The organism is Mycobacterium palustre, assembly GCF_002101785.1.
Taxonomy (GTDB): Bacteria; Actinomycetota; Actinomycetes; order Mycobacteriales; family Mycobacteriaceae; genus Mycobacterium; species Mycobacterium palustre.
In genome coordinates this window covers 20,358-44,005 of record NZ_LQPJ01000105.1, presented here as the reverse complement: position 1 = coordinate 44,005, position 23,648 = coordinate 20,358, and the positions used below count along the sequence as shown (strand labels likewise).

24 protein-coding genes are annotated in these 23,648 nt (G+C 70.8%); 14 read left to right on the top strand and 10 right to left on the bottom strand.

Translation table 11 applies throughout. The features are described 5' to 3' along the window. Nucleotides 1-19 precede the first annotated feature (19 nt). On the top strand, nucleotides 20-1,153 hold the full coding sequence (locus AWC19_RS14860) for a glycoside hydrolase family 76 protein (protein WP_085078826.1): 1,134 nt from the start codon (nucleotides 20-22) through the stop codon (nucleotides 1,151-1,153). Beyond that, a complete protein-coding gene (locus AWC19_RS14855) occupies nucleotides 1,150-3,096 on the top strand; it encodes an acetoacetate--CoA ligase (RefSeq protein WP_085078825.1) in 1,947 nt (648 codons plus the stop codon). The genes AWC19_RS14860 and AWC19_RS14855 overlap by 4 nt, the downstream gene beginning before the upstream one ends. Here AWC19_RS14855 and AWC19_RS14850 read toward each other — a convergent pair. Next, on the bottom strand, nucleotides 3,058-3,768 hold the full coding sequence (locus AWC19_RS14850) for a VTT domain-containing protein (protein WP_085078824.1): 711 nt from the start codon (nucleotides 3,766-3,768) through the stop codon (nucleotides 3,058-3,060). The genes AWC19_RS14855 and AWC19_RS14850 overlap by 39 nt on opposite strands. 165 nt (nucleotides 3,769-3,933) lie before the next feature. Beyond that, entirely contained in the window at nucleotides 3,934-4,752 is an 819-nt protein-coding gene (locus tag AWC19_RS14845; protein WP_085078823.1) for an Rv0361 family membrane protein, read from the bottom strand. 47 nt (nucleotides 4,753-4,799) lie between these two features. Between AWC19_RS14845 and AWC19_RS14840 the strand changes: the two genes are divergently transcribed. Beyond that, nucleotides 4,800-5,213, top strand: a complete 414-nt coding sequence (locus tag AWC19_RS14840; RefSeq protein WP_085078822.1) for a DUF3151 domain-containing protein — start codon at nucleotides 4,800-4,802, stop codon at nucleotides 5,211-5,213. Here the strand turns inward: AWC19_RS14840 and AWC19_RS14835 are convergent. The 3 genes from AWC19_RS14835 to AWC19_RS14825 are packed head-to-tail and all read right to left on the bottom strand — an operon-like array spanning nucleotide 5,210 to nucleotide 7,578. Further along, entirely contained in the window at nucleotides 5,210-6,109 is a 900-nt protein-coding gene (locus AWC19_RS14835; protein WP_085078821.1) for a cation diffusion facilitator family transporter, read from the bottom strand. The two genes, AWC19_RS14840 and AWC19_RS14835, sit on opposite strands and share 4 nt — an antisense overlap. A 41-nt stretch (nucleotides 6,110-6,150) precedes the next feature. Next, nucleotides 6,151-6,933 (bottom strand): site-2 protease family protein, encoded by a 783-nt coding sequence (locus AWC19_RS14830; protein WP_085078820.1) that lies wholly within the window; start codon nucleotides 6,931-6,933, stop codon nucleotides 6,151-6,153. A gap of 9 nt (nucleotides 6,934-6,942) precedes the next feature. Beyond that, on the bottom strand, nucleotides 6,943-7,578 hold the full coding sequence (locus AWC19_RS14825; RefSeq protein ID WP_085078819.1) for a peptidase M50: 636 nt from the start codon (nucleotides 7,576-7,578) through the stop codon (nucleotides 6,943-6,945). A gap of 81 nt (nucleotides 7,579-7,659) precedes the next feature. Here AWC19_RS14825 and AWC19_RS14820 point away from each other — a divergent pair, with 81 nt between their 5' ends. Genes AWC19_RS14820 through AWC19_RS14800 form a run of 5 tightly spaced genes read left to right on the top strand, consistent with a single transcriptional unit; the run spans nucleotide 7,660 to nucleotide 12,531 of the window. Beyond that, complete coding sequence (locus AWC19_RS14820) at nucleotides 7,660-8,958, top strand: adenylosuccinate synthase (RefSeq protein WP_085078818.1); 1,299 nt, start codon at nucleotides 7,660-7,662, stop codon at nucleotides 8,956-8,958. After that, nucleotides 8,955-9,593 carry a PaaI family thioesterase gene (locus AWC19_RS14815; RefSeq protein WP_085078817.1) on the top strand — a complete coding sequence of 213 codons (639 nt, stop codon included), beginning with the start codon at nucleotides 8,955-8,957 and terminating at the stop codon, nucleotides 9,591-9,593. The genes AWC19_RS14820 and AWC19_RS14815 overlap by 4 nt, the downstream gene beginning before the upstream one ends. A 43-nt stretch (nucleotides 9,594-9,636) precedes the next feature. Further along, nucleotides 9,637-10,884 (top strand): formate-dependent phosphoribosylglycinamide formyltransferase, encoded by a 1,248-nt coding sequence (gene purT, locus AWC19_RS14810; protein WP_085078816.1) that lies wholly within the window; start codon nucleotides 9,637-9,639, stop codon nucleotides 10,882-10,884. Further along, the gene (locus AWC19_RS14805; protein ID WP_085078815.1) at nucleotides 10,881-11,303 is read left to right on the top strand and encodes a rhodanese-like domain-containing protein; all 423 of its coding nucleotides are present in this window, start codon (nucleotides 10,881-10,883) and stop codon (nucleotides 11,301-11,303) included. The genes purT and AWC19_RS14805 overlap by 4 nt, the downstream gene beginning before the upstream one ends. A gap of 7 nt (nucleotides 11,304-11,310) precedes the next feature. Continuing rightward, nucleotides 11,311-12,531, top strand: a complete 1,221-nt coding sequence (locus AWC19_RS14800; RefSeq protein WP_085078814.1) for an O-succinylhomoserine sulfhydrylase — start codon at nucleotides 11,311-11,313, stop codon at nucleotides 12,529-12,531. Here AWC19_RS14800 and AWC19_RS14795 read toward each other — a convergent pair. The 4 genes from AWC19_RS14795 to AWC19_RS14780 form a co-directional block, all read right to left on the bottom strand. Continuing rightward, nucleotides 12,528-13,907: an NAD(P)/FAD-dependent oxidoreductase gene (locus AWC19_RS14795; RefSeq protein ID WP_085078813.1), complete on the bottom strand. Its 1,380-nt coding sequence runs from the start codon at nucleotides 13,905-13,907 to the stop codon at nucleotides 12,528-12,530. The two genes, AWC19_RS14800 and AWC19_RS14795, sit on opposite strands and share 4 nt — an antisense overlap. A gap of 507 nt (nucleotides 13,908-14,414) precedes the next feature. Then, a complete protein-coding gene (locus AWC19_RS14790) occupies nucleotides 14,415-15,029 on the bottom strand; it encodes a hypothetical protein (RefSeq protein ID WP_142281193.1) in 615 nt (204 codons plus the stop codon). Between the two features lie 86 nt (nucleotides 15,030-15,115). After that, complete coding sequence (locus AWC19_RS14785; protein ID WP_085078812.1) at nucleotides 15,116-16,261, bottom strand: acyl-CoA dehydrogenase family protein; 1,146 nt, start codon at nucleotides 16,259-16,261, stop codon at nucleotides 15,116-15,118. Next, nucleotides 16,261-17,445, bottom strand: coding sequence for an acyl-CoA dehydrogenase (locus AWC19_RS14780; protein ID WP_085078811.1), 1,185 nt, complete (start codon nucleotides 17,443-17,445; stop codon nucleotides 16,261-16,263). The genes AWC19_RS14785 and AWC19_RS14780 overlap by 1 nt, the downstream gene beginning before the upstream one ends. Nucleotides 17,446-17,497: 52 nt before the next feature. On the opposite strand from AWC19_RS14780, the gene AWC19_RS14775 reads away from it, so the two are divergent. The 6 genes from AWC19_RS14775 to AWC19_RS14750 are packed head-to-tail and all read left to right on the top strand — an operon-like array spanning nucleotide 17,498 to nucleotide 22,883. Next, nucleotides 17,498-17,869, top strand: coding sequence for a DUF3054 domain-containing protein (locus tag AWC19_RS14775; RefSeq protein WP_085078810.1), 372 nt, complete (start codon nucleotides 17,498-17,500; stop codon nucleotides 17,867-17,869). Nucleotides 17,870-17,875: 6 nt separating this feature from the next. Further along, a complete protein-coding gene (locus AWC19_RS14770) occupies nucleotides 17,876-18,805 on the top strand; it encodes an SAM-dependent methyltransferase (RefSeq protein WP_085078809.1) in 930 nt (309 codons plus the stop codon). A 10-nt stretch (nucleotides 18,806-18,815) separates the two neighbouring features. After that, entirely contained in the window at nucleotides 18,816-19,304 is a 489-nt protein-coding gene (locus AWC19_RS14765) for a GNAT family N-acetyltransferase (protein WP_085078808.1), read from the top strand. Beyond that, nucleotides 19,301-20,398 (top strand): LLM class flavin-dependent oxidoreductase, encoded by a 1,098-nt coding sequence (locus AWC19_RS14760; RefSeq protein WP_085078807.1) that lies wholly within the window; start codon nucleotides 19,301-19,303, stop codon nucleotides 20,396-20,398. The genes AWC19_RS14765 and AWC19_RS14760 overlap by 4 nt, the downstream gene beginning before the upstream one ends. Next, entirely contained in the window at nucleotides 20,395-21,525 is a 1,131-nt protein-coding gene (locus AWC19_RS14755) for an LLM class flavin-dependent oxidoreductase (RefSeq protein ID WP_085078806.1), read from the top strand. The genes AWC19_RS14760 and AWC19_RS14755 overlap by 4 nt, the downstream gene beginning before the upstream one ends. Beyond that, entirely contained in the window at nucleotides 21,507-22,883 is a 1,377-nt protein-coding gene (locus AWC19_RS14750) for an NtaA/DmoA family FMN-dependent monooxygenase (protein WP_085078805.1), read from the top strand. The genes AWC19_RS14755 and AWC19_RS14750 overlap by 19 nt, the downstream gene beginning before the upstream one ends. A gap of 9 nt (nucleotides 22,884-22,892) precedes the next feature. Here the strand turns inward: AWC19_RS14750 and AWC19_RS14745 are convergent, their stop codons facing one another. Beyond that, complete coding sequence (locus AWC19_RS14745) at nucleotides 22,893-23,633, bottom strand: MBL fold metallo-hydrolase (protein ID WP_085078804.1); 741 nt, start codon at nucleotides 23,631-23,633, stop codon at nucleotides 22,893-22,895. Nucleotides 23,634-23,648 lie beyond the last annotated feature (15 nt).

Genomic DNA, 23,648 nt, shown 5'->3' with positions numbered 1-23,648 from the left:
TGGGGCAGGATCGACAGGTATGGATCAGCTGTGGGCAAACCGGGCGGCCAGCTCCGAAGCCGCTGTCGCGCAACGACACCTGAAGCGGCTGTGGGGGCTGCCGGGAACGCAGCTGGGGGTGGTGGCCTGGCCGGCAACGCGGCGGGACCGGTCGTTCGGCACCTGGCACTACTGGTGGCAGGCGCACCTGCTGGATTGCCTGGTGGACGCGCAGCTACGCGATCCGCAGCCCGGCCGCCACGCCAGGATCACCCGGCAGGTCCGCTCGCACCGGCTGCGCAACAACGTGCGGTGGACCAACAGCTACTACGACGACATGGCGTGGCTGGCGCTGGCGCTGGAACGCGCCCACCGGATCGCCGGCGTCACGCGGCGGCGCGCGCTGACCACGCTCGCCGACCAATTCGTCGACGCATGGGTGCCCGAGGACGGCGGCGGCATCCCGTGGCGCAAGCAGGACCAGTTCTTCAACGCCCCGGCCAACGGGCCGGCGGGCATCTTCCTGGCGCGTTACGGCGATCGGCTCAAGCGGGCCGAGCAGATGGCCGACTGGATCGACCGCACCCTGATCGACCCCGAGACGCACCTGGTGTTCGACGGCATCAAGGCCGGCTCGCTGGTCCGGGCGCAGTACACCTACTGCCAGGGCGTGGTGCTGGGCCTGGAAACCGAGCTCGCCGCGCGCACCGGCGCCGAGGTGCGGGCCCGGCACGCGGCGCGGGTGCATCGGCTGGTCGCGGCCGTCGGCGAGCACATGGCGCCGTCGGGGGTGCTGCGCGGCGCCGGCGGCGGCGACGGCGGCCTGTTCGGCGGCGTCACGGCGCGATACCTCGCGCTGGTCGCCACCACGCTGCCCGGCGACTCCGCGGACGACGCGGTGGCCCGCGACACCGCCCGCACCATCGTGCTGGCCAGCGCGAAATCGGCGTGGGAGAACCGGCAGACGGTCGACGGGCTGCCCCTGTTCGGGGCGTTCTGGGACCGCGACGCCGAGCTGCCCACCGAAGTCAGCGAGGGCGGCCAGGAGGCGCAGTTCATCGGGGGCGCCGTCAACTCGTCGGCGATCGCCGAACGCGACCTCTCGGTGCAGCTCTCCGGGTGGATGCTGATGGAGGCCGCATGTAACGTCACCGCCGTGAGCGAGGCGAAATGAGCGAACCCGGCAGCTGGACCCCCGACGATGACACCCTGGCCGCGGCCAACCTCACCCGTTTCATGGCCTGGCTGGCCGAGACGGGCCGCGGCCACTACGGCGACTACCACGCGCTGTGGCGCAAGTCCGTCGACGACATCGACTGGTTCTGGGACGCCGTCTGGCACTTCTTCGACATCCGGGCCGAGAGCCCGCCCACCGCGGTGCTCGGGGAGCGCGCCATGCCCGGTGCGCAGTGGTTTCCCGGCGCCACCCTCAACTACGCCACCGAGGTGTTCCGGCACGCGACCGACGAGCGGCCCGCGCTGATCGTCGTCGGCGAGGACGGCGCCAGCGAGTGGTCGTGGGAGCGGCTGCGGCGCGAGACCGCGGCGTTCGCGGCGTATTTGCGCGGGGCCGGCGTGCGGCCGGGCGACGCCGTCGTCGGATACCTGCCCAACGTCGGTGAGGCCGTCGTCGCCGCGCTGGCCGCGGCCGCCGTGGGCGCGGTCTGGGCGGTGTGCAACCAGGACGTCGCCGTCGACGGCGTGATCGCCAGGCTGGGCCAGGTGGCGCCGCTGGTGCTGGTGGCCACCGACGGCTCGGTGTACGGCGGCAAGCGCATCGATCGCCGCTCGGAGATCGACGCGATCCGGGCCGCCATGCCGACGCTGCGGGCCACCGTGGTGGTGCCGCGGCTCGGGCTGGACCTGCCGGGCAACGCGGTCCCGTGGGCCGCGGCGGTGGAATCGGATGCGGCGCTGGACATTACGCCGGTACCGTTCGCCCACCCGCTGTGGGTGATGTTCTCGTCGGGAACCACCGGAAAGCCGAAGGGCATCGTGCACGGCCACGGCGGCGCCGCGCTCGAGCACCTGAAGTATTTGAGCCTGCAGCTGGACCTGCACCCCGGCGACCGGTTCCTGTGGTACTCGTCCACCAGTTGGATGATGTGGAACCTGCTGGTGTCCGGGCTGATGGTCGACACCACCATCGTGCTCTACGACGGCAGCCCGACGCATCCGAGCACCGACGGCCTGTGGCGGGTCGCCGCCGACGCCGGCGTCACCGTGCTCGGCGCCGGGGCGGGCTACCTGTTGGCTTGCGCCAAGGAGCAGCTGAGGCCCGGCGCGTCCTACCGGCTGGATGCGGTGCGCACCGTGGGGTCGACGGGTTCGCCGCTGCCGGCGTCGGGCTTCCGCTGGGTGCACGAGGGGCTGGGCCGCCCGGTGCCGGTGGTCTCGATGAGCGGCGGCACCGACGTCTGCACGGCCTTCATCGGCGGCTGCCCGATCGTGCCGATCCGGGCCGGCGAGCTGTCGTCCATCTGCCTGGGAGCGGCGATCGAATCCTGGGTTGGCCCAAACGAACCCGTGATCGGGCGCGAGGGCGAGCTGGTGATCACCAAGCCGATGCCGTCGATGCCGGTGTTCTTCTGGAACGACGACGACGGCAGCCGCTACCGCGGCGCGTACTTCGACAAGTACCCGGGCGTGTGGTGCCACGGGGATTGGATCACCATCACCGACCGCGGATCCGCTGTGGTGCACGGCCGTTCGGACGCCACCTTGAACCGGATGGGCGTGCGGATGGGCAGCGCCGAGATCTACAACGCGGTCGAGGGCATGCCCGAGGTGCGCGACTGCCTGGTGGTCGGCGTCGAGCAGGACGACGGCGGGTACTGGATGCCGCTGTTCGTGGCGCTGGCCGAGGGCGTGAGCCTGGACGACGAGCTGCGCGGCCGGATCGTGGCCTCGATCCGCCGGCACGCCTCCCCGCGGCACGTGCCCGACGACGTGCTGGAGGTTCCGGGCATCCCGCGCACGCTGACCGGCAAGCGGCTGGAGATCCCGATCAAGCGGATCCTGCTGGGGGCGGCCCCCGGCGAGGCGGTGCAGCGGAGTTCGATCGACAGCCCGGAGCTGCTAGACGCTTTCGTTGCGTACCGCAGAAGCCGGGTCTGAGTCGGGCTCCCGGTCGGCCGCGCGCGCCGCGCGGCGCCGGCCCCGGTAGCCCCGCCACGCGGCGATGAACGCGGGCATCAGCGAGACACACAGGATGGCCAGGATGATCTTTTCCAGGTTCTGGTGCACGAACGGCACGGTGCCCAGGAAGTAGCCGGCCAGCGTCGCGCCGCCGCCCCAGGCGACGCCCCCGACGATGTCGAACCCGAGGAACACCGGGTAGCGCATGTACGACACCCCCGCGACCACCGGGACGAACGTCCGCACGAACGGCGCGAACCGGGCCAGGATGACCGCCCAGGGGCCGTACTTCTCGAAGAACGCGTGCGACTCGGTCACGTAGTGCTTCTTGAAGAACCGGGAGTCTTCCTTCTTGAACAGCGCCGGCCCGATCCGCCGCCCGATGAAGTACCCGGTCTGGTCGCCGAGCACCGCGACCGTCGCGACCGCGGGGGCGAGCACCCAGATGCTGGCCGGCGGGTTCGGGTGCGCCGCCAGCAGCCCGCCGGTGAACAGCAGCGACTCGCCGGGGAGCAGCGGAAACAGCAGCCCCGTCTCGATGAAGACGATGACCAGGATGCCGGGTAGCACCGCGGAGCCGAAGACTCCGCCCGAGCCCAGCCAGTACATCGGGTCGAGGATGTCGGGCAGGGCCGTCACGGCGGTGGTCACGACTCCTCAACATACCGGTGTTGCGATACTTGGTAGGCCGGGTCGCCAGGGAGAACTCCTACGCCTTCCCCGGCCATCAACCGCACGTCGATCGCCGAGCGCGTCGTCGAGGCCTGCAACGACCTGCACTGCGCCGGAAAGTCGCTCGGCTGACGCCGCCCGACCCTAGCCGCTGGGGGACTGGCAGATCTTCCACCGGTCGTCGCGGTACTGCAGGTCCAGGCTGCGGGTCGAGCGCAGCGACGGGTCGTAGGCCATGAAGGTCGTGACGTTGGCCTCGGCGTGCTGGCCGTTGACCACGACCTGGTCGATGCTGGCGATCACCGGGTACTGCTTGGCCGCCGACACCCGCTGGTAGGTCTCCTGCCACGCGCGCTCGTCGTAGTCCACGTACCCGTCGCGCGCGGTTCCGCAGGTCATGGTGCGCAGCGCCGTCAGGTCGCCGCGCTGGATGGCGGCGTCGTACTGAGAGATCGTGTGCCGAACCTGGTCTTCCTCGGAGGCTTTCGGGTGTTTGCCACGGGTCAGCAGGACGGTCCCCAGGATCGCGATCGCCGCCAGCGCCAGCACCACCGCCACGATCGCCAGCACCCAGCCCCAGTTGAACTGCCGCGACGTCCGCAGCTTTGCGCCCAGGCGCGGCGGGATCGACTGCGGCACAGCGGCTTTGGGAGGAACACCGGGCTGTGTCGTCTCTCCCTCCCCGCCCTGCGGTGACGCGAAGACCTCGGTCGCGGGCTCCTGGGGGGTGGCGATGATCGCCGTCTCCTTGGCGTCGAAACCGGGTGCGGTGAAACGACGTTCGCGCTGCTGACCCTCCGGCGCGTCCGGCGCGGCGCCGGGGTCCTGTTTGATCACCACGGTCTCGGTCTCGGCGTCGTTGGGCACCATCGGAACCTCTTGGCCGGCCTCGGCGGCCCGCTCGTCGCCCGGCTCGCCGCGGGATTCCTGTGGATCGAACGCAGGCCCGGGTGCATTAGGCATGCACCGAGCTTAGCGACCCGGCACCCGCGGGCGGCACAATAGACGCCATGACGTCGATGGGAGATCTCCTCGGACCCGATCCGATCCTGCTGCCGGGCAACGGTGACGCCGAGGCGGAACTGCTCGCCGGCGAAAACCCCGGCATCGTGGCCGCCGCGCACCCGTCGGCCTCGGTGGCGTGGGCGGCGCTGGCCGAGGAGGCGCTGGGCGAAGACAAGGCCGTCACCGCCTACGCGTATGCCCGCACCGGCTACCACCGCGGCCTGGACCAGCTGCGGCGCAACGGCTGGAAGGGGTTCGGCCCGGTGCCGTACGCCCACGAGCCGAACCGGGGGTTTTTGCGCTGCGTGGCGGCGCTGGCCCGGGCCGCCGACGCCATCGGCGAGACCGACGAGTTTCAGCGCTGCCTGGACTTGCTCGACGACTGCGACCCCGCGGCCCGCGAGGCGCTCGGGCTCTAGAAGGTCTCGGTGCAGCCGTCCTGCGGACCCGGCGACTCGATCTGGACGGTGGCGTGGTCCAGGCCGCGCGCCGACAGCACCGCGCGGGCGTCCCGCAGCACGCGGGCCGAGTCGCCGTCGCTGGTCAGGTGCGCGGTGCACATGTCCTTGCCCGGCGACAGCGTCCACACGTGCAGGTCGTGGACCTCGGTCACGCCGTCCACGGCGCCCAGCGCGCCGCGCAGCTCCTCGACGTCGATGTGGGCCGGCGACGCCTCGGAGAGGATCCGCAGCGCCGCGCGGGCCAGCGACACCGCGCGGGGCAGCACCCACAGGGCGACGAGCACGGCGACCACCACGTCGGCGTAGGGCCAGCGCGTCGTGACGGTGACGATCCCGGCGATCAACACGCCCAGGCTGCCGACGCTGTCGGCCACGACCTCCATGTAGGCGCCCTTGACCGCCAGGCTGCCCTGCGAATGCGAGCGCAGCAGCAGCGCCACCACCAGGTTGGCGAGCAGGCCGGCCAGCGCGACCACGATCATCGGCACGCCGGGGATCGTCGGGGTCTCCTTGAGCCGCCGCATCGCCTCCCACAGGATGAACAGGGCGACCCCGACCAGCAGGCCCGCGTTGGCGACCGCGGTGAACACCTCCGCCCGATGCCATCCGTAGGTCCGCGCCGGCGACGAGCTGCCGCGCTGGGCCAGGATGACGGCGGTCAGTCCCATGAACACGGCGACGACGTCGGTCAGCATGTGCCCGGCGTCGGCCAGCAGCGCGATCGAGTTGATCAGCAACGAGGTGGTCAGCTCCACGACGAAGAACGCCGCCAGGATCGCCGCGGCGGCGATCATGCGGGAAATCATCGGTGACGAGCCGCCCTCGGCGGGGGTGTGGTGGTGGCCGGCGCCCATAGCCCGGGAATATATGCGTGATAGCGCATATATTGCAAGGGCTAGAACCAGGCGCTCCAGAAGCGGGTCAGCGAGCTGCCGGCGCCGGCCAGCCAGTGCGGAACGCCGGAGAAGTCGAACAGCCACAGCACCAGCGAAAAGAACCACTGGTTGATCACCGGCGCCAGCAGCAAGAACAGCAGGATGAAAAAGCCGTACTGCTTGACCGGGGCCACCGCGCGTTGCGTCTGCGGGCTCAGGTGCGGTTCCAGGGCGTCGTAGCCGTCCAGGCCCGGAATCGGCAGCAGGTTCAGCAACAGCGCGGTCAACTGGAGGAACCCCAAGAACGCGACACCCGCCCACAGCACCGCGTGTGCCGGGTCGTACAGCGTCCGGGACAGCGCCAGCAGCAGCACCGCCAGCACCAGGTTGGCCGCCGGGCCCGCCAGGCTGACCAGGCTGCGCCGGGCCGGGGTCATGAACCAGGTCCGCACGTACACCGCGGCGCCCGGCAGCCCGATCCCGCCGAGCAAGATGACCACCATCGGCAGCAGCAACGACAGCCCCGGGTGGCTGTAGCGGCGCGGATCCAGCGTCAGGTAGCCGCGCACCGCGACGTCGTGGTCGCCGAAGCGCCACGCCGTCACCGCATGCCCGAACTCGTGCAGGCACAGCGAGACCAACCAGCCCGCGATCACGAAGATGAACACCCCGGCATACGACAGCGGCCGCACGCTGGATCCCGCCAGCCAGGCCAGCACGCCGCCGACCGCGGTCAGCCCGACCAGGGCCAAAAAGATCGGGCTGGGTCGGACCGATTCGTGTTGCCGCGCGGCGAAGTTCACCGCTCGACGCTACCGGACCAGCGGCCAGCCCTCGACGTTGCGGTAGAACGTCGAGCGCCGCGCCGCCCGCGGCGCCGCGACCCCGTCGCGTTCGACGGTGACGCCGGTGCTGCCGAGTTGGGCGGCGCGGCCGGCGACCCATCGCGGCCAGGCCCGGCGCCGAACCGCCGCCCGCAGCCCCGGCATCGCCAGCGTCGGCTCCACCCACACCTGTTCGACCTCGCCGTCGAACAGCGGGGTGTCGTCGACCACCGCCTCGCCGCGCAGCAGCCGGCCCTCGGCCGGCAGCCAGCGGGCCCGGCCCACGACCGCCGACCCGGTCTCGTCGCGGATCAGCGTCACCCGACGCGCCGAACCCCGCCGGGCGCGCCGCGCGGCCCGCCGCCCGGCCGGCAGCCGGTAGATCCGGGTGGCGCGGGTGCGGCGCGGCGGCACGTACGCCACCTCGATGTCGAGCCGCTCGGCGCGCAGCAACCGGGTCAGCACGGCGGCCAGGTCGGCGTCGCCGCCGACGACCGCCAGGCGCCCGTGCGGCCCGATCGCGGCGTCGATGTCGTCGGCGCCGGCAACGCGGTGGGTCGGCAGGCCGGCCAGGGGTCCCGGCACCCGACGATCGCCGAACAGCACCACGGCCACGCCATTCATGCGTTCCGCGATACCTCCTGGGATAGTCTGGGTCACCGGCTGGACCACAATAAGCAGGCGCGATCAGGTGGGAGCAAAGTCATGCCGGCAATCGTCCTCATCGGCGCCCAGTGGGGCGACGAGGGCAAAGGTAAGGCGACTGACCTGCTCGGCGGGCGCGTGCAGTGGGTGGTGCGCTACCAGGGCGGCAACAACGCGGGGCACACCGTCGTCCTGCCCAGCGGCGAGCATTTCGCGCTGCACCTGATCCCGTCCGGGGTGCTCACGCCCGGCGTCACCAACGTGATCGGCAACGGCGTGGTGGTGGATCCCGGGGTTCTGCTGGACGAGCTCAAAGGCCTCGAGGACCGCGGCGTGGACACCTCCAAGCTGCTGATCTCGGCCGACGCCCACCTGCTGATGCCCTACCACGTGGCCATCGACAAGGTGACCGAGCGCTACATGGGCAGCAAGAAGATCGGCACGACGGGCCGCGGCATCGGGCCGTGCTACCAGGACAAGATCGCCCGCATGGGGATCCGGGTCGCCGACGTGCTCGACCCCGAACAGCTGACCCACAAGATCGAGGCCGCGCTGGAGCTCAAGAACCAGATCCTGGTCAAGGTCTACAACCGCAAGGCGCTGGACCCCTACCAGGTGGTCGAGGCGCTGCTGCAACAGGCGAAGGGGTTCTCCCACCGCATCGCCGACACCCGCCGGCTGCTCAACAGCGCGCTCGAGGACGGCGAAACGGTGTTGCTGGAGGGCTCGCAGGGCACCCTGCTCGACGTCGACCACGGCACGTATCCCTATGTGACGTCGTCGAATCCGACGGCGGGCGGCGCGGCCGTCGGGTCGGGGATCGGCCCGACCCGGATCACCACGGTGCTGGGCATCCTCAAGGCCTACACCACCCGGGTGGGCTCGGGCCCGTTCCCCACCGAGCTGTTCGACGAAAAGGGCGAGTACCTGTCCAAGACCGGCGGTGAATTCGGAGTCACGACGGGGCGGCGGCGCCGCTGCGGCTGGTTCGACGCCGTCGTCGCGCGCTACGCCAGCCGGGTCAACGGCATCACCGACTACTTCCTGACCAAGCTCGACGTGCTGTCCAGCCTGGAGACGGTGCCGGTATGCGTGGGCTACCGCATCGACGGGGCGCCCACCTATGACATGCCGATGACCCAAAGCGACCTCGCCCGCGCCGAGCCGATCTACGAGGAGCTGCCGGGCTGGTGGGAGGACATCTCGGCGGCGCGCGAGTTCGACGACCTGCCCGCCAAGGCGCGCGACTACGTGCTGCGGCTGGAAGAGCTTGCCGGAGCGCATATTTCGTGCATCGGCGTCGGTCCCGGGCGCGATCAGACCATCGTGCGCCGCGACATCCTGGCGGCCCGCCCGTGACGGATTTCGATCCACGACAACTCGATCCCGACTACGAACATCACGGCGGCTTTCCCGAATACGCGCCGGCCAGCCCCGGCCCGGGGTTCGGCCGGTTCGTCGCCGCCATGCGCCGCCTGCAGGACCTCGCGGTGTCGGCCGACCCCGACGACGACCTATGGGACGAGGCTTTTGACCGCGCCGCCGCGCTGGTCGAGCTGCTGAGCCCGTATGAGGCCGAGGAGGGCAAGGCGCCGGCCGGGCGCACTCCGGACCTGCCCGGCATGGGCAGCCTGCTGCTGCCGCCGTGGACTTTGACCCGCTACGCGCCCGACGGCGTGGAGATGACCGGCCACTTCAGCCGGTTCCACGTCGGCGGCAACCACGCCGTGCACGGCGGCGTGCTGCCGCTGCTGTTCGACCACATGTTCGGGATGATCAGCCACGCCGCCGGCCGGCCGATCAGCCGCACGGCCTTCCTGCACGTCGACTACCGCAGGGTCACGCCGATCGACACGCCGCTGCTGGTGCGGGGTCGGGTCAGCAGCGCCGAGGGCCGCAAGGCGTTCGTGTCGGCGGAATTGGTCGACGCCGATGACGCCCTGTTGGCCGAAGCCAACGGCCTGATGGTGCGGCTGCTGCCCGGCCAGCCCTGAGAAGGCGCGCCGCCCCCACGCGCGGCGGCCCTATCCTGAAGCGGTGACGGACGGCCCGACCGACGGACAGGACGACCAGACGACGGCGCTCGCCGTGCCCGAGCGGGCCGCCGAGCCCGCCGCCCGGACTCGGGTGCTGCTGCTGGGGTCCGGTGAGCTGAGCCGGGAGCTGGCGGTCGCCCTGCGCCACCTCGGCGCGCGGGTGATCGCCGGGGGAGACGACCGCGAGCACCCCCGCGCGCCCGCCCACACCGTGGCCGACGAGTCGCTGACCATCCCGTTGACCGACGCCGCCGAGCTGACGGCCGCCATCGAGCGGCTGCGGCCGGACTACGTGGTCACCGCGACCGACGCGGTCGCCGCGGACGCCCTCGACGCTCTGGCGGGCCGGGCGCACCCCGAGCTGGTGCCCAACGCGCGCGCCGTCCGGCTCACGTCCGACCGGGAGGCCCTGCGGCGGCTCGCCGCCGACGAGTTGGGGCTGCCCACCGCGCCGTTCTGGTTCGTCGGCTCCGTCGGTGAACTGCGGGCGGTGGCCGCGCACGCGGGGTTCCCGCTGCTGGTGAAGCCGGTGTCCGGGCGGGGGCACTCCGTGGTCGCCGGGCCCGACGACGTCGAGCCGGCCTGGCAGCGCGCGGTCGGGGACCGGCCGGGCGCCCCGCAGCGCGCGATGGCCGAAACCGTGGTCGAGGTCGAATTTGACGTCACCCTGATCGTGGTGCGCAGCGAAGGCCCGCAGGGCCCGCTGACCGAGTTCTGCTCGCCGATCGGTCATCGCGACGCCGACGGCGTGGTGCTGGAATCGTGGCAGCCCCAGCAGATCAGCGCCGCGGCGGTGGACGCGGCCAAGTCGATCGCCGCGCGGATCGTCAAGGCGCTCGGCGGGCGCGGCGTGTTCAGCGTCGAGCTGATGATCAAGGGCGACGAGGTGTACTTCGCCGACGTCACCGCCCGCCCGCACCCCAGCGCCTGGGTGACACTGCGCAGCCAGCGGCTTTCGGCGTTCGAGCTGCAGGCCCGCGCCGTTCTCGGGTTGCCGCTGGACACGATGATGATGTCGCCCGGCGCCGCGCACGGGATCGAGCCCGGACCCGGCGCGGCGGCACCCACCGCGGCCGCGCTGACCGCGGCGCTGGGGGTCCCCGAAAGCGATCTGCGCGTGTTCGGGCCGGGCGCGGCGTCGCCGCACAAGCTGGGCGTCGCGCTGGCCACGGCGCCCGATGTGCGGACCGCCCGCGACCGCGCCCGGCAGGTGGCGGCGGCCCTGAATATGCGAGACTCGGGCGGGTGAGCTACGCAGGAGACATCACGCCTCTCGAGGCGTGGAAGCTACTGAGCGAGAACCCCCGCGCCGTGCTGGTCGACGTGCGCACCGACGCCGAATGGCGGTTCGTCGGAGTGCCCGACCTGTCGAGCCTGGGGCGCGAGGTGGTCTACATCGAGTGGAATACGACCGACGGCAGGCGCAACGAGAACTTCGTCGAGGAGCTGAAGGAGCGGGTCCCGCCCGCGCCGGCCGACGAGGAGCGGCCGGTGGTGTTTCTGTGTCGCTCGGGCAACCGCTCGATCGGGGCGGCCGAGGTGGCGACGGAGGTGGGCATCACCCCGGCGTACAACGTGCTCGACGGTTTCGAAGGTCACCTCGACGCCAAGGGCCATCGCGGCGAAACCGGTTGGCGCGCGGTGGGATTGCCGTGGAAGCAGGGATGAAGCAGCAATGACTGAAGGCCCCTCGGTCCGCGCGCCCAAGGAGCTGCCCGACGGCGTCAGCCAGGCCACGATCGGCGTGCGCGGCGGACTGCTGCGATCCGGTTTCGACGAGACCGCCGAGGCGATGTTTTTGACGTCCGGCTACGTCTACGAGTCGGCGGCCGTGGCGGAGCAAGCGTTCACCGGCGAGCTGGACCGCTTCGTCTACTCGCGGTATGGCAACCCGACCGTGGCGATGTTCGAAGAGCGGCTGCGGCTGATCGAGGGGGCGCCGGCGGCGTTCGCCACCGCGAGCGGCATGGCCGCGGTGTTCACCTCGCTGGGCGCGCTGCTGGCCGCCGGCGACCGGCTGGTCGCGGCGCGCAGCCTGTTCGGGTCGTGTTTCGTGGTGTGCAACGAGATCCTGCCCCGCTGGGGGGTGCAGACCGTCTTCGTCGACGGCGACGACCTATCGCAGTGGGAAGAGGCGCTGTCGGTGCCCACGGCGGCGGTGTTCTTCGAGACCCCGTCCAATCCGATGCAGTCGCTGGTCGACATCGCGGCGGTGACCGAGCTGGCCCACGCGGCCGGCGCAAAGGTGGTGTTGGACAACGTCTTTGCCACCCCGCTGCTGCAGCGGGGCTTTCCGCTGGGCGTCGACGTGGTGGTGTATTCGGGGACCAAGCACATCGACGGTCAGGGCCGGGTGTTGGGCGGCGCCATCCTCGGGGACAAGGAGTACATCGACGGCCCGGTGCAAAAGCTGATGCGCCACACCGGCCCGGCGATGAGCGCGTTCAACGCGTGGGTGTTGCTGAAAGGCCTTGAGACGATGGCGGTGCGGGTCGAGCACTGCAACGCGTCGGCCCACCGGATCGCCGAATTCTTGGAGACGCACCCGGCGGTGAGCTGGGTGCGCTACCCGTATTTGGCGTCGCACCCGCAGCACGACCTGGCCAAGCGCCAGATGTCCGGCGGCGGGACGGTGATCACCTTCGCGCTAAAGGGCCCGCGTGATGCCGCCAAGCAGCGGGCCTTCGAGGTGCTGGACAGGCTGCGGCTGATCGACATCTCGAACAATCTCGGCGACGCCAAATCGCTCATCACCCACCCGGCGACCACGACGCACCGCGCTATGGGCCCGGAGGGTCGCGCCGCGATCGGGTTGGGCGACAACGTGGTTCGCATCTCCGTCGGCCTGGAAAGCACCGACGACCTGATCGCCGATATCGACCAGGCCCTGAGTTAGCCGGCTTGCCGCTCGGCCCGCTCGGCGTGTTCGCTGGCCGCCAGCGCCCCTTGACCGGCTTGCTCCTTGACCATGTTCATGGCGAGCCTGGCGTAGATCATCTGGCTGGTGATGGCCATCTGCCCGCGGGTGCGACCGAGGAAGGAGATGCCCCAGGCGAACAGGGCGGCGATGCGGTTGCGGTGGCCGATCAGGTAGTACAGGTGCAGCACCAGCCACGCCAACCACGCGAGGAACCCGCCGAACTCCAGCTTGCCGACCTGCGCGACGGCGCTGAACCGCGACACCGTCGCCATGCTGCCCTTGTCGAAGTACTTGAACGGCTTGCGGTTTGCGGGGTCGGACTGCCCCTTGAGTTCGTGCTTGATCGCCTTGGCGGCGTAGTGCGCGCCCTGGATCGCGCCCTGCGCCATGCCGGGCACGCCGGGCACCGACATCAGGTCGCCGATGATGAACACGTTCGGGTGTCCCTTGACGGTGAGGTCGGGCTCGACGACCACCCTTCCGGCGCGGTCGGTTTGGGTGCCGTCGGACTGCTCGGCGATCATCTTGCCCAGGGGGCTGGCCTGCACGCCGGCGGCCCACACCTTGCACGCGCTTTCGATGCGCCGCTCGGTGCCGTCCTTGTCCTTGACGGTGATGCCCTTGTAGTCCACGGCGCTGACCATCGCGTTGAGCTGAATTTCGACGCCCATCTTTTCCAGCCGCCGTTGCGCCTTCATGCCGAGCTTGGGGCCCATCGGCGGCAGCACCGCGGGCGCGGCGTCGAGCAGGATCACCCGGCATTCGCTGGGCTTGATCGTGCGAAACGCGCCGGCCAGGGTGCGCTCGGCGAGCTCGACGATCTGCCCGGCCACCTCCACGCCGGTCGGCCCGGCCCCCACCACCACGAACGTCAGGCGGCGTTCCCGTTCGGCGGGGTCGGTGGCCACCTCGGCCACCTCGAAGGCTCCGAGGATGCGGCCGCGCAGCTCGAGGGCGTCGTCGATGGTCTTCATCCCGGGGGCGAAGGTGGCGAATTCGTCGTTGCCGAAGTAGGACTGCTGCGAGCCGGCGGCCACGATCACGCTGTCGTAAGGCGTCACCGTCTCCACGTCGACCAGCTTCGACGTGACGGTCCGCGCCGTCAGGTCGACCCCGACGACCTCGCCCAGCAACACCCGCACGTTGCGCTGCCCGCGCAGGACCAGCCGGGTGGTCGGGGCGATGTCACCCTCCGACAGGATGCCGGTGGCCACCTGGTACAGCAGCGGCTGGAACAGGTGGGTCGTCGTTCGCGAGATCAGGGTGACGTCGACGTCCGCCCGTTTGAGCGCCTTGGCCGCGGTGAGTCCGCCGAATCCGCTCCCGATGATGACGACGCGATGGCGCGACATAGTTACCCCTCCCGGTAGACACTGTTCCGCAGCCTACGTACACCGTACGACTGCGCTTAGACGTAAGGTCACGCGGTCACGGGTACCCACCAACGAGCGATCATCTGGTGCCGACACCCGCGGATACCGAAGGCGCTTGTCGTTGAGCCGATTTCGTCCGCGCGCGATCGCGGCCGGGTCGGTTTGTGCCGGTGCGGGCCATCATGTCGCGCTGTCTTCGGCGGGCCGAGCTGGTCATCCTGCGAAGATCAGCGAAACCTGTTGAGATCCAACGTGTCTCGCAGGCCTGCGGCCTACGGCTGGGTCGATGGCCGCCTCCGCCGCCGGGTCCGCCGCCCCGCCGGGACCGCCCGGTCCACGTTCTGCAACAAGCGATTTTTCAGAGGCCGGCCGTCGCAGCGTTTGCGTCGGATTCCCGAAAGTTTTGCCGGGCGTTCGTGCAAGTTTCTCGGATCGGTAGGCGGCACCCAAATCTGTTGTGGCGCGGGGGATCATCCGTGCCATCGGCTAGAACGGCCAGGTGCCGGCGTTGGTCTTGTACTTGCCGTTGAGGGTGGCGCAGAAGTCGTCGGCCGTGCCGGCGAGCAGGATGTAATAGGCTTCGGCGCCCTGGCGACTCGAGAAGGAGTTCGGCGTGGTCCAGCCGCTGTTGCACATCGCCGTGTCGGACCCGGCCGTGGGCCTGCGCCAGTTGGTTCTGGCGCAGCCGGCCAGGGCGTCGACGTTCGGGGTTGCGCTCTTGGCGGCGACGAGCATGGCGCCACCCCATTTCCCGTCGTTGCGCCGGTAGGCGCGCGCCCCGAACCCCGCGTTGTTGGTCTGGCAGGCCAGCGCCCGCTTGAGCAGCCCGAAGGGCGCGGCGAGCTGGGGGTTGCTCACCGCCGCGGCGGCGGTGATGAATTGCGCGGCGTCCGACCCGTCGACCTCCTGGACGTCGGGCTTGCCGAAGCCGGTCAGCTGCGCCGCGATTCCGGCGTTGTTGCCGCCACCGATGATCGGCCCGCCGCCGCCCGTCGTCATCGGCGGCAACGTCACGGTGGGGTCGGCGGCTGCCGCCGGCATCGCCGGGAACTGACCCAGCGACAGCGCGACGGCCGCGGCAAACACAGCGATCCGGACCATAGCCTTCGAGGCTACCGCCCCGGCCGCGCGAGCAACGAGTCGATGCCCGACCGCAAGCAGCCGTAACCGGCGATATCGGTATCCCTCTAGAGGCCCAAGTCCTTGGCGATGATGGTCTTCATGATCTCGTTGGTCCCGCCGTAGATCGTCTGGATCCGGGCGTCGACGAACGCGCGGGCCACGCTGTACTCCCGCATGTATCCGTAGCCGCCGTGCAGCTGCATGCAGCGGTCGGCGGTGCGCACCTGCAGATCGGTGGTCCACCATTTCAGCTTCGCGGCGCGCGCGGCGGTCAGCGAACCGGTGAGGTGCTCGGCCAGGCAGTCGTCGAGATAGCTGCGGGCGATGTCGAGCTCCGTCGCCAGCTCGGCCAGCACGAACTGGCTGTGCTGGAAGCTTGCGATCGGAGCGCCGAACGCCTTGCGCTGCTTGGCGTATTCGAGCGTTTCGGCGAAGATGCCTTCGGCGGCGGCCACCGCGCCCACCCCCAGCGCGAGCCGCTCCTGCGGCAGGTTGCGGACCAGCTGATAGAACCCCATGCCCTCCTGCTCGAGCAGGTTGTCCACCGGGACCCGCATGTCGGTGAAGGTGAGCTCGCTGGTGTCCTGGGCGTGCAGGCCGATCTTCTCCAGGTTGCGGCCGCGATGAAAACCAGGCGTGTTCGCGTCGGCCACCAGCAGCGACAGGCCCTTGTGCCGATCGGGCGAGGTGCGCACCGCGATCACGAACAGGTCCCCGCATTGCCCGTTGGAGATGAACGTCTTGGCGCCGTTGACCACGTAGTGGTCGCCGTCCCGCACCGCGGTGGTGCGAATCCCGGCCAGGTCGCTACCGGTGCCCGGTTCGGTCATCGCGATCCCCAGCACCGTCTCGCCGGTCACCACCCCGGGCAGCCATCGCCGCTGCTGCTCGGGCGTCGTCAGGTCGGTGAGATAGGGCAGCACCACGTCGTTTTGCAGCGTGAAAGCGATGGCCTCGGCCGCCGCGCCCGCCCGCTGCAACTCGTCGATGACGATCGCGTTGTAGCGAAAGTCGTCGACCCCCGGCCCGCCGAGGTGCTCCGGCACCGAAATGCCCAGCAGGCCAAGCTTTCCCGCCTCCAAAAACAGCGAGCGGTCCCACTGGCCGCGCCGCTCCCAGTCCTCGTGCGCGGGCACCACGGTCCGCCGCACGAAATCCCGTACCAGTTGCCGGAACTGGTGATGCTCGGGGGTATAGGTCAGGCCACCCATCAGCGGAGGGCGTCGCTGCCGGTGAACGCCTGGCCCAGGACGAGCTGGTGCATCTCGGGGGTGCCCTCGTAGGTCAGCACCGATTCCAGGTTCACCATGTGCCGGATCACGGGGTATTCCAGCGATATCCCGTTGCCGCCCAATATCGTTCGCGCCGTGCGGCAGATTTCGAGCGCCTCGCGGGTGTTGTTGAGCTTGCCGAAGCTGACCTGCTCGGGGCGCAGCCCGACGGTGTCCTTGAGGCGGCCGAGGTGCAGCGCCAGCAGCTGCCCCTTGTGCAGTTCGACCGCCATGTCGACGAGCTTGGCCTGCGTCAGCTGGAACCCGGCGATCGGGCGGCCGAACTGGGTGCGCTGGGTGGCGTAGTCCAGCGCGGCCTGCCACGCCGACCGCGCCGCCCCCATCGACCCCCAGATGATCCCGTAGCGCGCCTCCGACAGACACGACAGCGGGCCCCGCAACCCCGTCGCCTCGGGCAGCATCGCGTCGGCGGGCAGCCGCACGTCGTCGAGCACCAGCTCGCTGGTGATCGACGCCCGCAGCGACAGCTTGTGGTGGATGGTGTTGGCGGTGAAGCCCGGCGTCTTGGTGGGCACGATGAAACCGCGCACACCCTCGTCGGTGCCGGCCCACACGATCGCCACGTCGGCGACCGACCCGTTGGTGATCCACAGCTTGCGCCCGTTGAGCACCCAGTCCGAACCGTCGCGGCGCGCGCGCGTTTTCATCGCGGCCGGGTCCGAGCCGACGTCGGGCTCGGTCAGCCCGAAGCAGCCCAGCAGCTCGCCGGCGGCCATGCCGGGCAGCCACTGCTGCTTTTGCTCCTCGGACCCGAAGTTCCAGATCGCGAACATCGCCAGCGACCCCTGCACCGAGACCATCGACCGCACCCCGGAGTCGGCGGCCTCCAGCTCGGTGCACGCCAGGCCGTAGTGCACGGCGGAGGCGCCGCCACATCCGTAGCCGTGCAGGTGCATTCCGAGCAGGCCGAGCTGGCCGAACTGCTTGGCCAGTTCGCGCGCGGGCAGGTCGCCGATCTCGAACCACTGCGCGATGTGGGGCAGGACGTGATCGGCGCAGAACTTGCGGACCGTGTCGCGCACCGCGAGCTCGTCGTCGGACAGGGAGGCGTCCAATCCCAGGGGATCGTCGCGGTCGAAGGCGGGCGGTGCTTGCGTGCTCATAGGCTTCAGCCTGCCATCAACGGGCCGCGATCAGGGCCGGTAGTCTCGCTTCATGCAACGGCTGGGATGGCTGGGCTCGCTATTCGCAGATGTCCTCGCTGTTTTGCTGTTCTGCGCGCTGGGACGCCGCAGCCACGCCGAGGGGCTCAGCGTCACCGGCGTCGCGACGACCGCGTGGCCGTTTCTCGCCGGAACGCTCGTCGGATGGCTGGTGTCGCGGGCCTGGAGGCGGCCCACCCGGGTGGCACCCACCGGCGTCATCGTCTGGCTGTGCACCGTGGCCCTCGGCATGGTGCTGCGCAAGGCCACCTCGGCGGGCGTGGCGGCGAGTTTCGTGGTGGTGGCGGCGTCGGTCACCGCGGCGCTGCTGCTCGGTTGGCGGGCGGCCGTCGGGCTGGCCGCGCGGCGGCGCTCCGGCGTCTGAGCGGCGATGGCGCGGGCGGTCTGGGATCCGGCCACCGGCGACGGCTTGGCCACGACGTTCGACGCGGTGGCGCGGGCGGTGGCCACCGACAAAGGGATCATGGCCGACCCGTTCGCCGAGCCGCTGGTTCGCGCCGCCGGGATCCCCTACTTCATCCAGGTGATCGGCGACCAGCGATACGCCGCCGACGACGGCGAGCACCCGATCACCACCGGGCTCCTCCACATGCAGGCGGTGTTCGGCCGGTTCCTCGACGAGTTCCTCGCCGCCGCCGGTAACTCCGGGCTGCGGCAGGTGGTGATCCTGGGATCGGGCCTCGACACCCGCGCCTACCGGCTGTGGTGGCCGCGCGGGACGACGGTGTACGAGATAGACCGGCCGGAGGTGCTCGATTTCAAGGCCGAAGTGCTGGCGGGCCTTCAGGTGCAGCCGGCCGTGAACCGTCGCGAGATCGGCGCCGACCTGCGCCAGGAGTGGCTGGCGGCGCTGCAGCGGGCCGGTTTCGACGAAACCCGGCCCACGGCATGGGTGGCCGAGCAGCTGCTCGTCGGATACCTGCCCGCCGACGCCCAGAATCGGTTGCTGCGCGACATCACCGAGGCCAGTGCGGCCGGCAGCCGCTTCGCCGCCGACCACATGGCCATCTGGACACCGGCACGGCAGCAGGCGCGCGAGGCATTCGTCGAAAGCTGGCGACGAAAAGGCCTCGACGTCGACCTGGGCAGCCTGACCCATCCGGGCGAGTACGGCCACGTCCCCGCGTATCTGGGCGCCCACGGCTGGGAAGCGGTCGACCGCAACGTCGTCGAGTTGTTCGCCGACGTCGGGCTGTCGGAGCTGTGGCGCGGCGGCCCCGACGACCTCGCGGTCACCCCCGGATACGTCACCGCCGTGCGGGTCGAGGCGCCCGGAATGGTTCCGGGCGACGAGCGTTAAAGGTTAGGTGATGACCGAAACCGGCCTCGAATTCGTGTCGGCCACGCACGACGACCCTGTGGCACGGCCGCTGCTGGAAGAGCTGGCCGTCGAGTACGCGCAGCGCTACGGCGGCACCCCGGACACCCACCTGTCCTGGTTGCCGGTCCCGGCCGACGAATTGGCCGCGCCGGACGGCGGACTGCTGATCGGCGTGCGCGACGGCGTGCCGGTCACCGGCGGCGCGTTCCGGCGCTTCGACGACCACACCGCCGAGCTCAAGCGGATCTGGACCGACAGCGCGCACCGGCGCCGCGGTTACGCCCGGGCGCTGCTGGCCGCGCTGGAGGCCGAGGCCGCCGCCCGCGGCTACCGGCGGCTGTACCTGATCACCGGCAATCGCCAGCCCGAGGCCGAGGCGCTCTACGACGCGACCGGCTACGTCCGCATCGCGCCCGCCCAGCCGCTGCCCGACTGGGGACCCTTTCGTCCCATCGCCTTCGAGAAGTGGCTGGCATGACCGGGCAGTTTCAGCTCGGCGTCGCGCTGGACGGATACGGCTGGAACCCCCAGGCCTGGCGGCCGACCCTCGCCGCGGATCCCACCACCCCGTCGGTTCTCGGCGGCCGCTACTGGGTGGAGCTGGCCGCGACCGCCGAGCGCGGGCTGCTCGACTTCCTCACGATCGACGACAGCCTGACGCCGCAGGTCGGGCGAAGCCCGCGCATCCACCCGGACCGGCTGACCGGTCGCGCCGACGCGGTGCTGGTCGCGGCCCGCATCGCGCCCGCAACGCGGCACATCGGGCTGATCCCGGTGGCCACCGTCACCCACACCGAGCCGTTTCACATCTCCAAATCCATTGCGACGCTTGACTATGTGTCGCACGGCCGCGCGGGTTGGCAACCGCGGGTGAGCGCCACCGCGCACGAGGCCGCCCTGTTCGGGCGCCGGGACGTGTCGCAGATTCCGCTGTTCGACGAGGCCGCCGAGTACGTCGACGTGGTGCGCCGGTTGTGGGACAGCTGGGAGGACGACGCGATCATCCGCGACGTGACCACCGGGCGTTACGTCGACGTCGACAAGCTGCACTACGTCGACTTCGCCGGGAAGTACTTCTCGGTCAAGGGGCCGTCGATCACGCCGCGGCCGCCCCAGGGCCAGCCGGTGGTGGCCGCGCTGGCGCACGTCGGCCCCGCCTACGAGTTCGCCGCCGCCGGCGCCGACGTCGTCTTCGTCACGCCCACCGACGACTCCTCGGTGCGAAGCGTCCTGGCCGACGTTCGCGCGGCGGGTGGCGCTCATTTGAAAGTCCTTGCCGACGTGGTTGTTTCGTTCACGGGCGGGGCGGACTTCCGCTCCGATGCGCTCGTCTTTTCCGGCGCCGCGACCCAATTGGTGGACATGCTTCTAGCTTGGCAGCGGCTGGGCATCGACGGCGCCCGGCTGCGCCCCGCCGTCAACGCCACCGACCTGCCGGTGATCGTCGACGAGGTGGTGCCGCTGCTGCAGCGGGCCGGACGCTTCCGCACCGGCTACCGGCAGGGCGAGACCCTGCGGGCCCGGCTCGGGCTGCCGGTGGCGCCCAACCGGTATGCGGCGGTGAACCGATGACCCGGGTGCCGGTGTCGGTCCTGGATCTGTCGCCGATCAGCGCGGGCGGCGACGCCGCGACGGCGCTGCGCAACACGATCGAGCTCGCCCAGCACGCCGAGCGGTGGGGCTATCGCCGGTTCTGGATCGCCGAGCATCACTTCGTTGCCGTGGCCAGCGCGGCGCCCGCGGTGCTGATCGGCCAAATCGCCGCCGCCACCAACACGATTCGCGTGGGATCGGCGGCCGTGCAGCTGAGCCACACCACGGCCGCCGCGGTGGTCGAGAGCTTCGGGATGCTCGACGCGTTCTATCCCGGCCGCATCGACCTGGGTTTGGGACGCTCGGCGCAGCGGCGGATCACCACGCCGAAAACGCCTCGGCCGCCCAAACCCCCGCGCCCCGACCCGCCGCGGGAATGGCGCGAGGTCGACGGCGTCGTGGTCCCGCCGCCGTTCGACCTGCGCGCGTTGCTCGGCAGCGGCCGCGTGCAGGCGACCATGGCGATTCTGCAACAGCCCGAGGCCGTCGCGCCCGACTTCGCCGAGCAGCTCGGCGACATCATGGCGATGCTGGCCGGGACCTATCAGGTCGACGGGTTCGACGTGCATGCGGTCCCCGGCGAGGGAGCCGCCCTGACGCCGTGGATCTTCGGCAGCAGCAAGGGAAAGAGCGCCAAGGTGGCCGGCGCGCTGGGGCTGCCGTTCGTGGCCAGCTATCACATCACGCCGGCCACCGCGCTGGATGCCATCGACGCCTACCGCGACGCCTTCGTCCCGTCGGCCGCGCTGGCGCGGCCCTATGTCGTGGTGTCGGCCGACGTCGTGGTCGCCGACGACTCGGCCACGGCCAAGCACCTGGCGTCGAGCTACGGCCACTGGGTGTACTCGATCCGGGCCGGCGGCGGCGCCGTCCCCTATCCCGATCCCGACGCGTGCGAGCCCCTGACCGAAAAGCAGCTGGCCGTCGTGATCGACCGGGTGGCAACACAATTCGTCGGTGACCCCGACGAGGTGGCCGAGCGGCTGGAGGCGCTGCAGCGCGTTACCAACGCCGACGAGCTCGTCATCACCTCCGTCACCCACAGCCAAGCCGACCGGCTCCGCTCGCACGAGCTGCTCGCCAAGCGATGGGGGCTCACCGGATGAGCGGCGTGCGGGAGGGCAAGCAGCGCAAGCCCATTCATTTGGCCGCCCACTTCCCGGGCGTCAACAACACCACCGTGTGGACCGATCCCGACGCGGGCAGCCAGATCGAGTTCGCGTCGTTCGAGCATTTGGCCCGCACCGCCGAACGCGGGCTGTTCGACTTCTTCTTTCTGGCCGAGGGGCTGCGGCTGCGCGAACACCGCGGCCGCATCTACGACCTCGACGTCGTCGGGCGCCCAGACACCTTCACCGTGCTGGCCGCGCTCGCCGGCGTCACCGACCGGATCGGGCTGACGGGGACCATCAACACCACCTTCAACGAACCCTTCGAAGTCGCAAGGCAATTCGCGAGCCTCGACCACCTGTCCGGCGGCCGCGCCGGCTGGAACATGGTGACCTCGTCGGACGCGTTCACCGGCGCCAACTTCCGCCGCGGCGGATTCCTCGACCACGCCGACCGGTACGCGCGCGCCGAGGAGTTCCTCGCCGTGGCGCGCCAATTCTGGGACAGCTGGGAGGCCGGGGCCGTGCTGGCCGAGGCCGACGCCGGGGTCTACGTCGACCCGGACCGGATCCGAAGCGTCTCGCACTCCGGCCCCCAGTTCGACGTGCGGGGGTTCGCGACGCTGCCCGCGGGCCCCCAGGGCCATCCGGTGCTGTTGCAGGCCGGCGATTCCAACGACGGGCGCGCGTTCGGCGCGCGCAACGCCGACGCGCTGTTCACCCTGCACTCGTCGCTGGAGGACGGCCAGCGCTACTACGCCGACGTCAAGGGCCGCGCCGCGTCGTACGGCCGGGATCCCGATCGGCTCAAGGTCTTTCCGGCCGCGACGTTCGTCATCGGTGACACCGACGCCGAGGCGCACGACAGGGCGCGGCACATCCGCTACCAGCAGGTCAGCGGCGCCACAGCGATCGCGATGCTCGAGCAGGTGTGGGGTCGCGAGCTCTCCGGGTACGACCCGGACGGGCCGCTGCCCGACTTCGATCCCGTCGTCGACAGCACCATCACCCAGGGGCGGGTGCGGCACGGCGACCCGGTGGCGGTGGCCCGCCGCTACCGCGAGCGCGCCTCGGCCGAGAACCTGTCGATCCGCGAGCTGGTCATCGCCGTGACCAGCCGCCAGCAATTCGTCGGGACGCCGGGGCGGATCGCCGACGAGATCGACCGCTACATCCAGGCCGACGCCTGCGACGGGTTCATCCTGGTGCCGCACCTGACGCCGCGCGGCCTGGACGAGTTCGTCGACCGGGTGGTGCCGCTGCTGCAGGAGCGCGGCGCCTTCCGCACCGAGTACACCGGAGAGACGCTGCGGGATCACCTGGGGCTCAGCGAGTCCGCGGCGCATGCGCGATGACGGGTGTGACTACCCGCCGGCTTTCTTTAGCGCCGCCTGCGTCGCCTCGCGGATCGGCCCGCGCCACACGTCGCCGTGACCGGGCAACAGCACGTCGGTGTCCAGCAGCGCGAGCGCATTCAGGGTGCGCAGCGACTCCTGCTGGCTGCGGCTGAACACCGCCGGCAGCAGCTGCGGCCCCCGGTGGCGCAGCAGCGGGTGGCCGGTGATCAAGGCGTCGCCGCTGACCAGCACGCCGTCGACGACGTACGAGCAATGCCCGCTGGTGTGGCCCGGGGAGAAGACCGCCGTCGGCCGGCCCGGCAGCCCGGCGGCCACTTCGACGGTCAGCGGCTGGGCCGACGGGATGCCGTCGCGGATCAGGCCGCCGCTGCGGACCACGTGGGCGGTCCACACCGCCCAGCGTGGCCGCCAAACGCGTAGGGCCACATCGACCGTCGAGACCTGCTCGAGGTGCTCCCGCTTGGCGTGACGCACCTCGTCGGCGTGGCAGTACACCGGGGTGCCGTGCTCGCGGGCGAACCAGATCGCCGAGCCCAGGTGGTCGACGTGGGCGTGCGTCAGCAGGATCGCGCGCACGTCGGCGGCGTCATAGCCCAGCGTGCGCAGCGACGCCAGCACGTCCTCGCGGTCACCCGGGTAGCCGGCGTCGATCAGCATGACGCCGCTGTCGTCGGCGACGAGCGTCCAGTTCACGGCGTGGCCCCGGGCGAGGTGGACGGTGTCGGTGACCTGGACTAGCTGCGGCATGCCAGGAGCATAGGA

Excerpts from the sequence above, each read along its gene's own strand:
- AWC19_RS14860 (WP_085078826.1), top strand. The coding sequence starts at position 20 with ATGGATCAGCTGTGGGCAAACCGGGCGGCCAGCTCCGAAGCCGCTGTC.
- AWC19_RS14855 (WP_085078825.1), top strand. The coding sequence starts at position 1,150 with ATGAGCGAACCCGGCAGCTGGACCCCCGACGATGACACCCTGGCCGCG.
- AWC19_RS14845 (WP_085078823.1), bottom strand. The coding sequence starts at position 4,752 with ATGCCTAATGCACCCGGGCCTGCGTTCGATCCACAGGAATCCCGCGGC.
- AWC19_RS14840 (WP_085078822.1), top strand. The coding sequence starts at position 4,800 with ATGACGTCGATGGGAGATCTCCTCGGACCCGATCCGATCCTGCTGCCG.
- AWC19_RS14835 (WP_085078821.1), bottom strand. The coding sequence starts at position 6,109 with ATGGGCGCCGGCCACCACCACACCCCCGCCGAGGGCGGCTCGTCACCG.
- AWC19_RS14825 (WP_085078819.1), bottom strand. The coding sequence starts at position 7,578 with ATGAATGGCGTGGCCGTGGTGCTGTTCGGCGATCGTCGGGTGCCGGGA.
- AWC19_RS14820 (WP_085078818.1), top strand. The coding sequence starts at position 7,660 with ATGCCGGCAATCGTCCTCATCGGCGCCCAGTGGGGCGACGAGGGCAAA.
- AWC19_RS14800 (WP_085078814.1), top strand. The coding sequence starts at position 11,311 with ATGACTGAAGGCCCCTCGGTCCGCGCGCCCAAGGAGCTGCCCGACGGC.
- AWC19_RS14795 (WP_085078813.1), bottom strand. The coding sequence starts at position 13,907 with ATGTCGCGCCATCGCGTCGTCATCATCGGGAGCGGATTCGGCGGACTC.
- AWC19_RS14790 (WP_142281193.1), bottom strand. The coding sequence starts at position 15,029 with ATGGTCCGGATCGCTGTGTTTGCCGCGGCCGTCGCGCTGTCGCTGGGT.
- AWC19_RS14785 (WP_085078812.1), bottom strand. The coding sequence starts at position 16,261 with ATGGGTGGCCTGACCTATACCCCCGAGCATCACCAGTTCCGGCAACTG.
- AWC19_RS14780 (WP_085078811.1), bottom strand. The coding sequence starts at position 17,445 with ATGAGCACGCAAGCACCGCCCGCCTTCGACCGCGACGATCCCCTGGGA.
- AWC19_RS14775 (WP_085078810.1), top strand. The coding sequence starts at position 17,498 with ATGCAACGGCTGGGATGGCTGGGCTCGCTATTCGCAGATGTCCTCGCT.
- AWC19_RS14770 (WP_085078809.1), top strand. The coding sequence starts at position 17,876 with ATGGCGCGGGCGGTCTGGGATCCGGCCACCGGCGACGGCTTGGCCACG.
- AWC19_RS14765 (WP_085078808.1), top strand. The coding sequence starts at position 18,816 with ATGACCGAAACCGGCCTCGAATTCGTGTCGGCCACGCACGACGACCCT.
- AWC19_RS14760 (WP_085078807.1), top strand. The coding sequence starts at position 19,301 with ATGACCGGGCAGTTTCAGCTCGGCGTCGCGCTGGACGGATACGGCTGG.
- AWC19_RS14755 (WP_085078806.1), top strand. The coding sequence starts at position 20,395 with ATGACCCGGGTGCCGGTGTCGGTCCTGGATCTGTCGCCGATCAGCGCG.
- AWC19_RS14750 (WP_085078805.1), top strand. The coding sequence starts at position 21,507 with ATGGGGGCTCACCGGATGAGCGGCGTGCGGGAGGGCAAGCAGCGCAAG.
- AWC19_RS14745 (WP_085078804.1), bottom strand. The coding sequence starts at position 23,633 with ATGCCGCAGCTAGTCCAGGTCACCGACACCGTCCACCTCGCCCGGGGC.